The organism is Vibrio sp. E150_011 (genome assembly GCF_053544015.1).
This window is the reverse complement of the sequence record NZ_JBHFOL010000007.1, coordinates 44,175-58,795: the sequence shown is the minus strand read 5'-3', so window position 1 is coordinate 58,795 and position 14,621 is coordinate 44,175. Positions and strand designations below refer to the sequence as shown.

General features: G+C 43.4%; 13 protein-coding genes. 9 read left to right on the top strand and 4 right to left on the bottom strand.

Translation table 11 applies throughout. From position 1 onward, the window contains the following. Window positions 1-45: 45 nt before the first annotated feature. Complete coding sequence (locus ACE1OE_RS12645; protein WP_449211291.1) at window positions 46-2,094, bottom strand: hybrid sensor histidine kinase/response regulator; 2,049 nt, start codon at window positions 2,092-2,094, stop codon at window positions 46-48. Between the two features lie 207 nt (window positions 2,095-2,301). Further along, window positions 2,302-2,955 carry a GTP cyclohydrolase I FolE gene (gene folE / locus ACE1OE_RS12640; protein ID WP_449211290.1) on the bottom strand — a complete coding sequence of 218 codons (654 nt, stop codon included), beginning with the start codon at window positions 2,953-2,955 and terminating at the stop codon, window positions 2,302-2,304. Window positions 2,956-3,131: 176 nt separating this feature from the next. Between folE and moeA the strand changes: the two genes are divergently transcribed. From moeA to ACE1OE_RS12620, 4 genes are all read left to right on the top strand, one after another. Beyond that, window positions 3,132-4,367, top strand: a complete 1,236-nt coding sequence (gene moeA / locus ACE1OE_RS12635; RefSeq protein ID WP_449211289.1) for a molybdopterin molybdotransferase MoeA — start codon at window positions 3,132-3,134, stop codon at window positions 4,365-4,367. An 11-nt stretch (window positions 4,368-4,378) separates the two neighbouring features. Beyond that, window positions 4,379-5,128 carry a molybdopterin-synthase adenylyltransferase MoeB gene (moeB, locus tag ACE1OE_RS12630; RefSeq protein WP_372061253.1) on the top strand — a complete coding sequence of 250 codons (750 nt, stop codon included), beginning with the start codon at window positions 4,379-4,381 and terminating at the stop codon, window positions 5,126-5,128. Window positions 5,129-5,201: 73 nt separating this feature from the next. After that, the gene (locus ACE1OE_RS12625) at window positions 5,202-5,510 is read left to right on the top strand and encodes a hypothetical protein (RefSeq protein WP_449211288.1); all 309 of its coding nucleotides are present in this window, start codon (window positions 5,202-5,204) and stop codon (window positions 5,508-5,510) included. 11 nt (window positions 5,511-5,521) lie between these two features. Then, window positions 5,522-6,355, top strand: coding sequence for a sulfurtransferase (locus ACE1OE_RS12620; protein ID WP_449211386.1), 834 nt, complete (start codon window positions 5,522-5,524; stop codon window positions 6,353-6,355). Window positions 6,356-6,432: 77 nt separating this feature from the next. Here ACE1OE_RS12620 and ACE1OE_RS12615 read toward each other — a convergent pair whose 3' ends face one another. Further along, window positions 6,433-6,957: a lactoylglutathione lyase family protein gene (locus ACE1OE_RS12615; RefSeq protein ID WP_449211287.1), complete on the bottom strand. Its 525-nt coding sequence runs from the start codon at window positions 6,955-6,957 to the stop codon at window positions 6,433-6,435. A gap of 449 nt (window positions 6,958-7,406) precedes the next feature. Here ACE1OE_RS12615 and ACE1OE_RS12610 point away from each other — a divergent pair, with 449 nt between their 5' ends. Continuing rightward, a complete protein-coding gene (locus ACE1OE_RS12610; RefSeq protein WP_102470327.1) occupies window positions 7,407-8,297 on the top strand; it encodes a LysR family transcriptional regulator in 891 nt (296 codons plus the stop codon). Window positions 8,298-8,323: 26 nt separating this feature from the next. On the opposite strand, the gene ACE1OE_RS12605 is transcribed toward ACE1OE_RS12610, so the two are convergent. Next, window positions 8,324-9,307 carry a sugar-binding transcriptional regulator gene (locus ACE1OE_RS12605; protein WP_102470316.1) on the bottom strand — a complete coding sequence of 328 codons (984 nt, stop codon included), beginning with the start codon at window positions 9,305-9,307 and terminating at the stop codon, window positions 8,324-8,326. Between the two features lie 423 nt (window positions 9,308-9,730). Between ACE1OE_RS12605 and tal the strand changes: the two genes are divergently transcribed. The 4 genes from tal to ACE1OE_RS12585 all read left to right on the top strand — a co-directional run bounded on the left by tal (window position 9,731) and on the right by ACE1OE_RS12585 (window position 14,410). Beyond that, window positions 9,731-10,681, top strand: coding sequence for a transaldolase (tal, locus tag ACE1OE_RS12600; protein ID WP_449211286.1), 951 nt, complete (start codon window positions 9,731-9,733; stop codon window positions 10,679-10,681). Between the two features lie 69 nt (window positions 10,682-10,750). Further along, window positions 10,751-12,742 carry a transketolase gene (gene tkt, locus ACE1OE_RS12595; protein WP_449211285.1) on the top strand — a complete coding sequence of 664 codons (1,992 nt, stop codon included), beginning with the start codon at window positions 10,751-10,753 and terminating at the stop codon, window positions 12,740-12,742. A gap of 155 nt (window positions 12,743-12,897) precedes the next feature. Continuing rightward, a complete protein-coding gene (locus tag ACE1OE_RS12590) occupies window positions 12,898-13,350 on the top strand; it encodes a hypothetical protein (protein WP_372061248.1) in 453 nt (150 codons plus the stop codon). 1 nt (window position 13,351) lies between these two features. Further along, window positions 13,352-14,410 carry a GGDEF domain-containing protein gene (locus ACE1OE_RS12585; protein WP_372061247.1) on the top strand — a complete coding sequence of 353 codons (1,059 nt, stop codon included), beginning with the start codon at window positions 13,352-13,354 and terminating at the stop codon, window positions 14,408-14,410. Window positions 14,411-14,621 lie beyond the last annotated feature (211 nt).

Below are 14,621 nucleotides of genomic sequence, written 5' to 3'. Positions count from 1 at the left end.
ACGTACGCCCCTAGCGTGAAAGGCGCTAGGGGAAATGGGTAGCATTTAAATCCAAGCCGCTACTTTGTCTATAAGCTCATCTTTAGGCGTCGGTTTTACGACATAGTCATTCATGCCATATTCGTTTATTTTTACAATGGTCTCTTCACTTTTGTCACCCGTGTAACCCACGATGGGTACTGAGGCATAGGCGGTGTTAGATTCTCGAATAATTTTAGTTGCACTTAAGCCGTCAAGAACGGGCATTTCGATATCCATCAATATCAGATCCACCGATTCCGTTGCCAGCTTATCAAGTGCGACCTGCCCATTCTCAGCTTGCAGTACATGTAAGCCCTGCTTCTCTAGCATAATTGTGGTAATAGAACGTAAAGAATGATTATCGTCGACAATCATAACCGTGCGTTGACTTGAAATTTCGTTATAAGAAGGGACTTCATCAACTTCACGAAAGGCATCAAACATTAAATAGTCTAATGAAGCACTAGGGTTATCAAAGAATTTTTGCCACTCAAACAGTTCAATGGTGACGTAGCGTTGAAAGTACAAGTTTCGTACGTCAAGGGGATCATGTAAAAAGGCGATTCTTGCCTCAGTAAATGAGAGTTTTCCTTCAAGGCGTGACATTAATGCCCAGCCATCCCGGTCTAATCGACCATCAATAATAATCAAGTTATATTCAAATTGATGTTCTTCATACGTCGATGCTTCTGCCATCGATACCGTTTTAACACTGAGATCGGTGCTTGCACCAATCGTATTGAGCTTTTCTTTGATCATTGAGCTATCTTGACCAATATAAAGAAGGGATTTTGATTTCATAAGATCAAGCTTAATATGATTAATGGTACTTGAAGCGTAATAAGGAAACTTAAGTTCAAACTCTGTCCACTTCCCTTGAATCGAACGACACTTAATTTGACCACCAAATGACGTCATCACTTTTTTGCAAAAAGAGAGTCCAAGCCCAAATGTGCCATTTTTTCCTGTCGTATAAAAATCTTCGAATATATTCTTAATCAGATCAGGTTCAATACCTAACCCTGTATCTTTAACGAGTAAACTGTAGCCATCACCGGTTTTTTTAGAGCGGATTGAGATGGTAAATCGCTCAGCACCTCTATGACGAAAAGCATTTTTAAGCAAATTGTAAACAACGTACTTAAGCAAAGTGTCACTGCCCAGATACTCAAAGTCTTCATCGAGTTCTAGGTTTACCGCTCTTCGTTCTGATTCGTTTTTGTAGGCATAACTTTTTACCGCATTTTCAATGACAAACCTAGCTCGGTGCTTACAAAACGTGGAGGTAGATACCCTATTTTTGTCAATGGATGTCAACAATAGATCAATAGTTTCATTACCCGCCCAAATGACTTTCATTGACTCATCAATGATATCGTTTAACGTTTGGATTTCTTGTGCATTCAGATGATAAGAATGTCGATAAGACGAATTACTATTCGGCACAACGGAGCGCATCACTTCAAACGAAGATAACAAGGCACTTAACGGGTTTCGCATTTCATGCGCAATACCCGCACCAAACGATTTGGCAATGGAAACTTTTGCTTCGTGTTCAGTTTGGTTTCTAAAATAAAACAGGTTACCAAACACATAAGTAAAGCCAAAGATAGGGATAAAACTGAGCTTGTGTGCAAATTCTACCGTACCATCCGAGACAAAATCAGCAACAGCGGACGCCAGCAGTAACGATATTATGGCTTGGATACACATCACTCGAGTGTCATGAACGAGCAAAATATGAATAAAGATGGATGACATGAAAGATAAGACCCAAACATCGGACCAATTATTCATTAGCATCATGTAAAAAAAGAAAAAAGGTAGGCAAAGCCCTATTGAAAATAAGTAGTAGTGTGGAAGATATTGCTTCAAACTTCGCGGTAGATAGTGACGACAGGCCAACACCATAACCGAAGCACTGCACGCGAGTCGTAGCCAGAGATTTTCATAGGCTTGTGGAAATATATAATCCCACACCCAATAATATAACGGAAAGCCGAGCCCTCCCATTAATACCACTAAAAATAGGTTTGGCTCTGCATAGTTATAGATTTTTTGAAGTCTATTCATCCAACTAGTCCAACGAGACAGATCTTTACTTATCAGTGATTATTCATCACTACCGTATCCATTACCAGAAGTAATAAGCTGACTCTATCTTATAATTCCTTTAGATTTTCAATAGTATGGCTGAAAACGAATGCTAAATACAACAACGCCTTCGAATTTCGAAGGCGTTGTTGTTAAAATCAATCAATTCTTAAATAGCATAACGTATTATCTAAGGCCACTTAAAAATTCGTGACGGGTCGCCGGAATAGATTTAAATATCCCGCCTAGAGCCGTTGTCGTCGTTTCACTGGTTGCATCCATCACACCTCGTGACTTAACACAATAATGTACAGCATCCATTGTCACTGCAACATCATCTGTTTCTAACAAGGCTTGCAGTGCGACGAGAATTTGTTGGGTCATGCGTTCTTGTACTTGAGGTCGTTGGGCAAAAAATCGCACAATACGATTGATTTTTGATAAGCCAATGATTTTACCTCGAGGAATGTATGCCACCGCGGCCTTGCCATCAATGGTCACAAGATGATGTTCACATGTACTGGTGACAGTAATGTCTTTTACTCTCACCATTTCGCTGACATTCATTTTGTTTTCAATAACAGTGATCTTTGGAAAACGCTCGTAGTCCAAGCCTGAAAAAATTTCATCGACGTACATTTTAGCGATACGTTGTGGTGTTTCCATTAAGCTGTCATCAGTTAAATCAAGTTGAAGTAACGTCAAAATCTCCCGCATATGATGTTCAATGCGTTCTTTTTTCTCTTCTCGACTGACTGTGTTTGGCAACATTGGTGTCTCTAAACCACGTTTTGAGAGAGCTTCCTTGACCAATATTGCAGATTCGCTTAGCGCTGACATTTACTTACCTCTTACTAGTCCCGCAAGGGATGATTAGGATACGCGCATTCAATAGTAATTACACCCCCCATTTTATGGTTAGTTTTGTCGACTATCCCAGTTTTCTATCCGCGTTATTGACAAAAAATATGATAAAATCTGGACGATATTAGCAATGAATTAGGAATACATATTTTATGGGTTGCTGCGACGCTCCGGGCTTAATGCCAATCGAAGAAGCATTATCAAAAATGCTCACACCAATAAAACCAATCACAGACACGATTGAACGCTCACTACCCGAAGCACTCGGTTTTGTCCTTGCTGAAGACTTGTTATCCCCTATCAACGTACCCCCTTTTGATAATTCAGCCATGGATGGGTATGCGGTTCGCATTGCTGATTTGGAAAAAAGCACTACGTTAGTGCTTGCTGGCAAATCTTTCGCCGGGCTGCCATTTGAAGGCGTTTGGCCAGAGAATACCTGCATCCGAATTATGACCGGCGCAAAAATACCGCATGGTTGTGACGCGGTCATCATGCAAGAGAATACCAAAGTTGACGGTGACGCCATCACCTTCATACAAGACAACGTCAAACATAATATGAATATTCGTCCAACCGGCGATGATATTGAGCAAGGGAACGTCGTCTTAGCGCAAGGCGCACGTTTGACTGCACGTGATATTCCCATGATTGCTACATTGGGGTTTAGTCATGTAAAAGTATTTCGCAAGCCCAAGGTCGCCTTTTTCTCAACGGGTGATGAACTCCGTCCGTTAGGAACCACGTTAGAAGACGGGCAAATATACGACAGCAATCGTTACGGCATTAAACCCCTGATCGACAACTTTGGTTGTGAGGCGATTGATCTTGGCATTATCCCCGACTGTCAGGAGACGCTACGTAATACCTTTATTAGTACACAAAAAGACGCTGATGTCGTGATCACTTCTGGCGGTGTAAGTGTGGGTGAAGCCGACTACACCAAAGATATCTTAGAGGAATTGGGGCAAATTGGGTTTTGGAAACTTGCTATCAAACCCGGCAAACCTTTTGCCTTTGGTGAGCTTGACCACGCATGGTTCTGCGGCCTACCAGGCAACCCAGTATCGGCCGTGCTGACCATGTATGTTCTGGTTCAGCCCTTACTTGCAAAGTTAGCTGGACATTCCCAGTGGAAAGCACCGGAATCTATCCCTGCAATCACGCAAACCGCATTTAAAAAAGGCCCTGGTCGCACGGATTATCAACGCGGTATTTATTCTATTGTTAACGGCCAGTTTGAAGTCGAATCAACAGGTAACCAAAGCTCAGGAGCGTTCCGCTCAATGAGTCTAGCTAACTGCTTCGTGGTATTAGAGCAAGATCGCGGTAATGTGGCGATTGGAGAGACGGTACAAATTCAACTCTTAAACTCAACGCTGTATTAGTAGGGGACAAATTGGACATTCTTTCTGATCACGAGATGCTTCGCTACAATCGCCAAATCATCATGAAAAACTTTGATTTTGATGGTCAAGAGGCATTAAAACAGTCATCAATATTGATGATTGGTGCGGGTGGACTTGGGTGTGCGGCAGGGCAATACCTTGCTGCTGCTGGTGTTGGTCACCTCACCATTGTCGATGATGACACTGTGGAGCTTTCGAACCTACAGCGTCAAGTGCTACATTCGGATAGCGATGTTGGCTCAGCTAAAGTCGATTCAGCGAAAGCCTCTCTCTGTGCGCTTAATCCAAATATAGCGGTAACCGCGATTAAAGACAGGTTAGACGATGACGAATTATTAACGCTTATCCAGACACATACTCTTGTCTTGGACGCGACAGACAATGTAGAGACTCGAAATCAGCTCAATAGACTATGCTTTAAAACTAAAACGCCGTTGGTATGTGGCGCCGCCATTCGAATGGAAGGGCAAATATCCGTCTTTACTTACGACAATGAGGCACTGCCTTGCTATCAGTGCTTAAGTGCGTTGTTCGGCGATACCAGTCTTTCCTGCGTTGAAGCGGGAGTCTTATCCCCTGTTGTAGGTATTATTGGCTCAATGCAGGCATTGGAAGCGATTAAAGTTATCGCTCAATATGGACAAGTGAAGACCGGAAAGTTATTAATGTTTGATGCACTCACGTTAACGTGGCGAGAATTGGGGCTACCAAAATCCCCTACGTGCCCTACCTGTAGTTAATGGCATTAGCATTAGCAAGTATGCAATTGGGTGGTCGTGCGTACGTGGTATAAAAAATGAAAGGAGTAGCGCCTTGCAGTCATTAAAAGTCGGAATTAGTCTTCTCGCTTTGGGTATCGGCTTATTGGCGTTTCTTCTATGGTTCCCTCTTACCCGCACAGTCGCTACGATTCAAGGACAAGTCATGAGCCAGACCTTAACGCAATCCTTAGATGGCAACCGCTATTACTTGACCGTTGAGCTTCCCGATAAATCGACCACCCGTGTCAATACGGATCTGAGCCGTCGCTGTCAAATTGGCACCTTAGTCACCCTGAATCAACTCCAAAACCCATTTTCCACGACGAGCACTTATCAATTAGTGTCTTGTCAGCAACAATAAAGAAGGACACTATAATGTTGCCACTTGTCAGTGCGACCTGGTTATATGAGAAACTAGGTGAAGATGACTCTCTTGTGATTTTAGACACCAGTATTGAATTCCAAATTCCTATGGAACCACCAAAGGATACATCTGGTGTGATTCCGCAGTCTCAGCGTTTTGATTACGACCGCGTATTTTGCGATCTAAACAATCCACTCCCTCATATGATGCCTTCTTCGCAACGCTTCAACCAGCTCGCCTCTGAGCTAGGGATTACTCCTGATTCCACCATAGTGGTATACGATAATTCGGGGACTTATGCTTCCCCAAGAGCCTGGTGGATGCTTAAAGCTCTTGGTTTTGAAAGCGTCTACGTTTTATCTGGTGGCCTACCAGCATGGAAAGCGCATCAATACCCCGTTGACTCCGGGTATGTCAACGCGAACGTAACATCATTAAATCAACCCTTAAGTAGTCAATTTTTTCTCACCGCGGAACAAGTTCTCACGCATTCGTCCGAACAAACCAGAAAAATTGTCGACGCTCGCTCTTTAGCCAGGTTTAGTGGCAAAGCGAAAGAACCGCGAGAAGGCGTCCGCAGTGGTCATATTCCTTCCTCTCTTTGTTTACCGTTCGCTGAGTTGATGCGCGATGGCACTCTTAAACCAAAAGAAGAACTGACGACTCTGTTTGCGGGTATTTCTGAGGATAAAAGCACACCGATCGTGTTCAGTTGTGGGTCAGGGGTGACCGCTTGTATTCTTGCTCTTGGTGCGACGATTTGTGGGTATACCGACCTAGCGGTATACGACGGTTCATGGACAGAATGGGGTCAGCGAGTCGACTTACCCGTTGAGGTATAAAGAAATAAAAATAAAAAAGCTGGCAGTTTGCTAGCTTTTTATTTTTTAACCTGAACCTTGCTCCTTAAGCCTTAATGCTATCCGTTATACGCACCGCTTGAATAATGCAATTCATAACTGTGTGAATAGATCTCAAGAATGTTACCAAACGGGTCTTCCATATAAATCATGCGATACGGTTTTTCACCAGGGTAATAATAACGTGGGGCTTTCATGCGTTTCTTGCCTCCCGCAGCCACAATTTTATCCGCTAATCCCTCTACGTCTGGATCTTGAACACAAAAGTGGAATATCCCCGTTTTCCAGTATTCAAAGTTATCTTCCGGATTCTCTTGGTTTTTAAATTCAAACAGTTCGACACCAATTCGGTCGCCAGTAGAAAGGTGCGCTATACGAAAATGCTCCCACCCTGCACCGAAGACATCCGTACACATCTCTCCAATAGCTGAGTTATCTTCGATCACGTCGGTCGGCGCCATGATCAGATACCAACCTAGCACTTCAGTATAAAACTTAACCGCCGCGTCTAAATCAGGGACAGAGATCCCAATATGTGAAAAATTGCGTGGGTAGGTATGGTTAGTATTTGGGGGGGTAATCATGATAACGCTCCTATCATTGTGGTGAAATCAGTATAGGAGTAATAACCATTTTGGTCGCATCAATGACGGTAAAAAACTCAATATCATACGCTCAAAAGTAGAAACAACTAAGAACGGTTTTCGCTGAGCAGCAAGAGAGTAATATCAAGGAGAGTGACCGAATCCCCCCTTAAATGATACACAAAAATTTAAATGACGCACAAAAATGCCCACGAGTTTAGTGGGCATTTGGATTAGCTTTGTACTTCTTGTACCCGTATACAATTCCAATCTGCAAGACTTTGAGAGTCAGGAAGATCATCTGGTCACCTATGTTATGAGACTCTTTAAGCGTAGTTCTATTTCGCTAATTAGCAAGTTCAATACAAGTGTGACCATAAAAGCAAGATGACAAATCATTGCATTATCATATAAGATAAAAACAATAATTTTTTATTATGGTATGGCGCGTGATAAATACGACATGGCTCAACACTTATAGAACACTGGTTGAAGTGGGGCATTTTACTCAAACGGCTGAGAAATTATTTATGACTCAACCCGGCGTCAGCCAACATATCAAGAAACTTGAGCGGGACTTAGGCGCGGCGCTTATCAGTCGCGAAGGAAAGACCTTTGAACTCACAGAACAGGGTGAGATCGTTTACCGTTACGCCGTTGATCTTGCCAAACATGAACAAGTATTGAAAGAACAGCTCAGCTTCGATGACCCTCATCAAGGCGTATTCAATATCGCCGCCCCTGGCGCAATCGCAACCGCACTCTACCCTGAGCTCCTTTCTTTACAAACGGTGCACCCTGGTCTTTCAACCAATTTAGAAGCCGCACCAAATAGAAAAATCATAACGGATGTTCTAGAAGGTTATGTCGATATCGGCGTCGTGACGTATATCCCTAATCAATCCGAGTTATCTTGCGAGCTTATTGGTCGACTAGAGATTAGCCTAGTGACACCCAAAAACTATCAATCTAGTGGCAGTATTTTGAACGATATGACGACATTAGGGGTCGTGGCTCACCCAGATGCACAGCACTATTTTGAAAAGTTTTTCGAAAACAGTGGTCATGAAGAATTACGCGACTTAGATTGGGGAAAGGTCAAAAAGGTCACCTATATCAACCAACTGAGCCAGATTCTTCAGCCGGTCTCAATGGGCATTGGAATGACGGTACTCCCTAAAGTGGCTATCACTCATTCCGTCTTCAAAGATTTAGTGACGGTAAGCCCCACTCCCAATGCCATCACTGAACCACTGTACCTTATTAAAAAGAAAAGAAGAGTGTTACCTGCTCGATATCACGCCTTGCTTACCGCGCTTAATGATCGTGATTTCTCTTAAGACGCTTTTCACCCAAAGTTTTTTTATCAGAGACGGCGTTCCACGTTGCGCATCTGTTCGTCGAGATTAAGTACCGTTAGGGCATTACTCACGCTGGTTGCAATCACATCGATAGCCCCCGTTCTTAATGCCCCAAGCAACGCCATTGGCTTACTGTTTTCCGAAGCAATAGCAATCACCTCAGAAATCATTCTGAACTCTTCTAACCCAAGCCCAATAACGCGGTCACTCATCACCGTATTAGCGGCATTTCCATGAATGTCGAAAAAATCATACCCAGCAAAATCCCCCACGACACCTTGGTGAAGGCGCGCTTGAACCACTTCATCGGCTGTGAACCACCCGAGATCAACCATGTAACTGTTTTCACTCATGTCACCAATACCAATCAACGCCATATCGGCTTTACGCGCTAAATCGAGGGTTTGTTTAATGGTCGCGTTTTGCATAAACGCCAATTTTTGTTCTTTATTCTCGGCATATGCTGGGGCGTAAAGTGTCTCTGATGAGCCCCCGTAGATTTTTGCTAGCTGACGGCAAATATGATCGGCATTGAAAAGCCCACCTCGAGGATGAATACCACCAATGCCACAAACAAACTTACAAGCTCGTGGGCTTATAACACCAGTATGATGGGCAACCGCGGATACATTACGTCCCTGCCCCACAGTAACAACCATCCCTGTTTTCAGCGTTTGCGCGAGGTAGCTTGATACTAAACCGGCGACCTGATTACGCTGCGATTGACCATCTGGTTGATCCAATGCAATCAAAGCACGCTTCACCCCAAAACGCTCGACTAAGCGTTGCTCTATCTTAGCGCTATAAACTGGGTGGTACTTTACCGTGATATCAACAATGCCTTCGTCTCTCGCCTGTTTGAGTAAGCGCCCTATTTTTGCTCGAGACACACCAAATTTCTTGGATATTTCTTCTTGAGTGGCGCCATCTTGATAATATGCAACAGCAATTTGGGTAAGTACATCTGCGCTTGTTTCTGAATTATCCATATACTTAAAGCTCTACTATTCGTCCAATCACCCGTAAAGAGAGTGTACATTGGTTCACACGTTGAACATATGTATCAGCATACGGCATTCATGACATTTGCTCAACAGCATTACAATATCTCAGACCACTTTGTGAGCAATACGAGGGTAACTGTCGCCACGCACCGTAAGGGCGAACGACAAAAGTGCGCCTTTGGTATCAAAAACGAAAAGCAATCCAATGAACGCTTCATTTTGTAAGGATATTTTATTGACTTTTCGTCTGCATGAGTTAAATATGGGTCAACATTTACTCACGAGCTAAACACTTGCTCACGCATGAATGCTCGCTGATTAGGATTTTGTTCAGTAGCTATTTTAAGACGCTACTGATGTCGCACTTAGATTATGAGACGGCCTTGCCTCAACTATAGGAACGTACCGATGAGCAATAAATTAGCGCAACTACGCAAACTGACGACGGTTGTCGCCGACACTGGTGACATTGAAGCAATTCGTAAGTACCAGCCAGAAGATGCTACGACTAACCCTTCTCTTATTTTGAAAGCGGCACAAATCGCAGATTATGCCCCGCTTATCGACCAAGCGATCAAATACGCTAAAGCACAGAGCCAACATAAAGCACAGCAATTGCTAGACGCCGGAGATATGCTTGCTGTTAGCATTGGTAAAGAAATTCTTACTACCATCCCTGGTCGCATTTCGACAGAGGTCGACGCTCGTCTTTCTTACGATACTGAAGGCAGCATTAAACAAGCTCGTAAGCTTATCCAAATGTACAACGACGCGGGTATTTCAAATGACCGCATCCTAATCAAGCTTGCTTCGACATGGGAAGGCATCCGTGCGGCAGAAGTGCTCGAAAAAGAAGGCATCAACTGTAACCTAACGCTTCTATTCTCTTTCGCGCAAGCTCGTGCTTGTGCTGAAGCAGGCGTATTCCTGATTTCACCTTTTGTCGGTCGCATCATGGACTGGTACAAGGCTAAAGAAGGTCGTGATTTTGAAGCGCAAGAAGATCCGGGTGTTGTCTCTGTGACGTCTATCTATGACTACTACAAAGAATACGGCTACAACACGGTAGTGATGGGCGCAAGCTTCCGCAACATCGGTGAAATTCTTGAGCTTGCCGGTTGTGACCGCCTAACGATCAGCCCTAACCTGCTGCAAGAGCTAGAAGAAGCAGAAGGCGATGTCGTTGAGAAACTTATCGACTCTAAAGGTACCGCGACTCGCCCTGCTCCAATGACACATGCTGAGTTCTTGTGGGACCATAACCAAGACCCAATGGCTATCGAGAAATTAGCGGAAGGTATTCGCAACTTCGCTATCGACCAAGGCAAACTTGAAGAAATGCTAGCAGCAAAACTTTAACGAATCCCAAAAAGGCACTGATTATTACGGTGCCTTTTTTAATCACATTTATAAATATTGGAATACACAATGAATCGTAAACAACTTGCTAATGCAATTCGTGCTTTAAGCATGGACGGAGTTCAACAAGCTAATTCAGGTCACCCTGGTGCTCCTATGGGCATGGCAGACATCGCTGAAGTACTATGGCGCTCTCACCTGAATCACAACCCGTCAAACCCAGAATGGGCGGATCGCGACCGTTTTGTTTTATCGAATGGCCACGGCTCAATGTTAATTTACTCTCTGCTTCACTTGGCAGGCTATGAGCTTTCAATCGACGATCTAAAAAACTTCCGTCAACTTCATTCAAAAACACCAGGCCACCCAGAGTATGGTTACGCACCGGGCATTGAAACCACCACAGGCCCATTAGGCCAAGGTATCACAAACGCTGTTGGTATGGCGCTAGCAGAAAAAACGCTTGCAGCACAATTTAACAAAGAAGGTCATGATATCGTTGACCACTTCACCTATGCATTTATGGGTGATGGTTGTCTTATGGAAGGTATTTCACACGAAGCCTGCTCTCTTGCTGGCACACTAGGTTTAGGTAAACTTGTCGCATTTTGGGATGATAACGGCATCTCTATCGATGGCGAAGTAGAAGGCTGGTTCTCAGACGACACACCTAAGCGTTTTGAAGCGTATGGTTGGCATGTTATTCCAGCGGTTGACGGTCATGATGCTGATGCAATCAATGCTGCCATCATCGCCGCAAAAGCGGACCCTCGCCCAACGCTTATTTGCACTAAGACCGTTATTGGCTTCGGCTCACCAAACAAAGCGGGTACACACGACTGTCACGGTGCCCCACTCGGCGCTGAAGAAATCGCGGCAACACGTAAACAACTTGGTTGGGAGTATGGTCCTTTTGAAGTTCCGTCGGAAATCTACTCAGAATGGAATGCGAAAGAAGCAGGCGCAGCTAAGGAAACAGCGTGGAATGAGAAACTTGCAGCTTATGAGGCAGCATACCCAGAGCTGGCAGCTGAATTCAAACGACGCGTAAATGGTGATTTACCAGCACAATGGGAAGAGAAAGCGTCGGCAATCATCGCTGATCTTCAAGCTAATCCAGCCAACATCGCTTCACGTAAGGCCTCTCAAAATGCCTTAGAAGCTTACGGTGCAATGCTACCAGAATTCTTGGGTGGCTCTGCTGATCTCGCTCCGTCGAACCTCACAATGTGGTCTGGTTCTAAGTCTCTAACAACAGAAGACTTCTCTGGTAACTACATTCACTATGGTGTTCGTGAGTTCGGCATGACGGCGATCATGAACGGCATCGCATTGCACGGCGGTTTTGTACCTTACGGCGCGACCTTCCTAATGTTTATGGAGTACGCTCGTAACGCCATGCGTATGGCGGCTCTGATGCAGGTTCAAAACATTCAAGTTTATACACATGACTCAATTGGTCTTGGTGAAGATGGTCCTACTCACCAACCCGTCGAGCAGATTGCTTCTCTGCGACTAACACCGAACATGAGCACGTGGCGTCCATGTGACCAAGTAGAATCAGCAGTGGCTTGGAAGCTGGCTATCGAGCGTAAAGATGGTCCAACATCGCTTATCTTTTCTCGTCAAAATCTTGCTCAGCAAGAGCGCGACGCTGAGCAAGTTGCAAACATTGCTAAGGGTGGCTACATCCTTAAAGATTGCGAAGGCAAGCCTGAACTTATTCTGATTGCCACTGGCTCAGAAGTTGAGCTAGTTGTAGAAGCGGCAGCCCAGCTAACCAACGAAGGCAAAAAGGTACGCGTGGTATCTATGCCAGCAACCGATGCATTTGATAAGCAAGATGCTGAGTACCGTGAATCAGTATTGCCATCCGATGTGACCGCTCGTATCGCAGTTGAAGCGGGTATTGCAGACTTCTGGTACAAGTATGTTGGCTTTGGTGGCAAGATCATCGGTATGACGACATTTGGTGAGTCAGCACCCGCAAGTGAACTGTTCAAAATGTTTGGTTTCACCGTTGAGAATGTAGTCCAAACTGCAAGAGACCTCATTGATTAACCTTGTATAGGATCGTTTATAAAACCGAGTCTAAGTACTCGGTTTTTTTATTCTTAATACACACCAATCTCAAAATTAGCACACTTTTATGCTTGATAGCTGCTTATAAATTTCTAAACTCACTATAAGTATACCGTTTGATAAGGAAATCAACGATGAAGATGCTACTCGTTCTTATGTCACTGCTTCTTAGTCATTTTTCGTTCTGCGCCCAACTCACCATTGTCGATAAAAGTGACGTAGTACACACCTATGACTCTCAGCAACTGCTCAACATGGCGCAACACACAATTACTACCGACTTACCCTGGTTAAATAGTGCATCAACATTTTCTGGCGTTACCTTTGAAGATTTGTTTAACGACGCAGGTTTAGACATTCCTTACACTGTCACGCTCACTGCACTTAATAATTATCAAATTGTGTTAGATAAAAAAGATATTGAACAATTTTCACCAATCATCGCTATCCTCAAAGATGGCAACCCTATGAGTGTGCGGGAGAAAGGTCCATATTGGGTTATCTTTTCTCTCGAACTTTACCCTGAGCTAGACAATACAGATTATCATGCAAAAATGATTTGGCAGCTGAAAGAAATAAGGCTTTAGCATGAGTCGTTTCATCAAAGTATTTCCTTTAAATGTTGCTAAGGTTGTACTGGCGACCCTAACCGCAGCGGTTCTTGCTGTTAATATCGTCACTATAAATAAAGTTAACGAAATTAATGAAGACCTATCGGACAGGCAGAACGAAGCAACTTGGTTTGTTTTTCAGCTCGTCAAAGAATACGCGCAGTTCGTCACTGAGATGAAAGTTGAGTCGACTAATTTTAAAAGCCTCTGGCTTGCTTACGATCTCACCTGGAGTAGGTTTGACATTATCATTAATAGTAAGGAATCTGCAAATTTCATCAAAGAAGCTAATTACCATACTTTCTTTGTTAATCAGTTTGAGCATTTCAAACGCCTTGAAAAGCCCGTTGAATTAATGATTTCTGGTAAGATTGATAAACATATTTTAACACACCGCATTGATCTTAGTTTTCAAGAATTGATTACTTTTATTAACGGCAATTTTCGACTTCAAAGCCCCATACATGAAAAAAATCGATATGAGCTTGAACGTCTCATGTTATTACAGAAAACCACGACTATGATTTTGGTCACGCTTTTCGCATTGATACTGATTGTATTTTGGGTTGAGTCTCGGTTGCGTGTAACAATCCATCGGCGCGATGCATTAACAGGTTACTTGAATCGAGGTGCACTGACCGACGACTTGAAAAATTCATTATTGAAACCACATTACAGCTTGTTATCAATTCGCCTTTTGAATATTGAAGAGGTTAATCAAAAGTATGGTATTGACTATGGTGACATTATAATTAAGACTGCTTCGAAAAGGGTTGCCAGCTACCTAGAACACGATTTTAAGCTATACCGATACAGTGGATCTCAATTTATAATACTTGGAAAAACACCTGAAGCCTTCCAAAGCGAACACACAATAAAAGCGATAAAAGAAAGCTTAGAAGAACGCGTCATCCTTGGTGATATGGAGTTGTTAATGGACGCGGCAGTCAGCCAAGAACTCAACATTCATCGTTCAATGCTTTTAGAACGTTTGACATTACTTTCACGTCGAAAGCCTGCGTCTGCTCACGGGTGACTCTGATCAGCGTAAATATACCTCAACACCTGAGTTTTAGACCTTTACTTCTCAACTCTTGTTTACTTACAGCGCTCATTAATTATAATCAACATGACAAAATGTTAATGTTATTTAATATATTCGTCACCGGATTATTTTCACTAGTGACGCAAAAGTAATAAATATTCCCGAACATTACCTTCAGAACTTAAACATAATTGTCGTTAGC

Bases quoted from the DNA above. Each gene is read 5' to 3' on its own strand.
- ACE1OE_RS12645 (WP_449211291.1), bottom strand. From the start codon at position 2,094: ATGAATAGACTTCAAAAAATCTATAACTATGCAGAGCCAAACCTATTT.
- folE (WP_449211290.1), bottom strand. From the start codon at position 2,955: ATGTCAGCGCTAAGCGAATCTGCAATATTGGTCAAGGAAGCTCTCTCA.
- moeA (WP_449211289.1), top strand. From the start codon at position 3,132: ATGGGTTGCTGCGACGCTCCGGGCTTAATGCCAATCGAAGAAGCATTA.
- ACE1OE_RS12615 (WP_449211287.1), bottom strand. From the start codon at position 6,957: ATGATTACCCCCCCAAATACTAACCATACCTACCCACGCAATTTTTCA.
- ACE1OE_RS12605 (WP_102470316.1), bottom strand. From the start codon at position 9,307: ATGGATAATTCAGAAACAAGCGCAGATGTACTTACCCAAATTGCTGTT.
- tal (WP_449211286.1), top strand. From the start codon at position 9,731: ATGAGCAATAAATTAGCGCAACTACGCAAACTGACGACGGTTGTCGCC.
- tkt (WP_449211285.1), top strand. From the start codon at position 10,751: ATGAATCGTAAACAACTTGCTAATGCAATTCGTGCTTTAAGCATGGAC.
- ACE1OE_RS12590 (WP_372061248.1), top strand. From the start codon at position 12,898: ATGAAGATGCTACTCGTTCTTATGTCACTGCTTCTTAGTCATTTTTCG.
- ACE1OE_RS12585 (WP_372061247.1), top strand. From the start codon at position 13,352: ATGAGTCGTTTCATCAAAGTATTTCCTTTAAATGTTGCTAAGGTTGTA.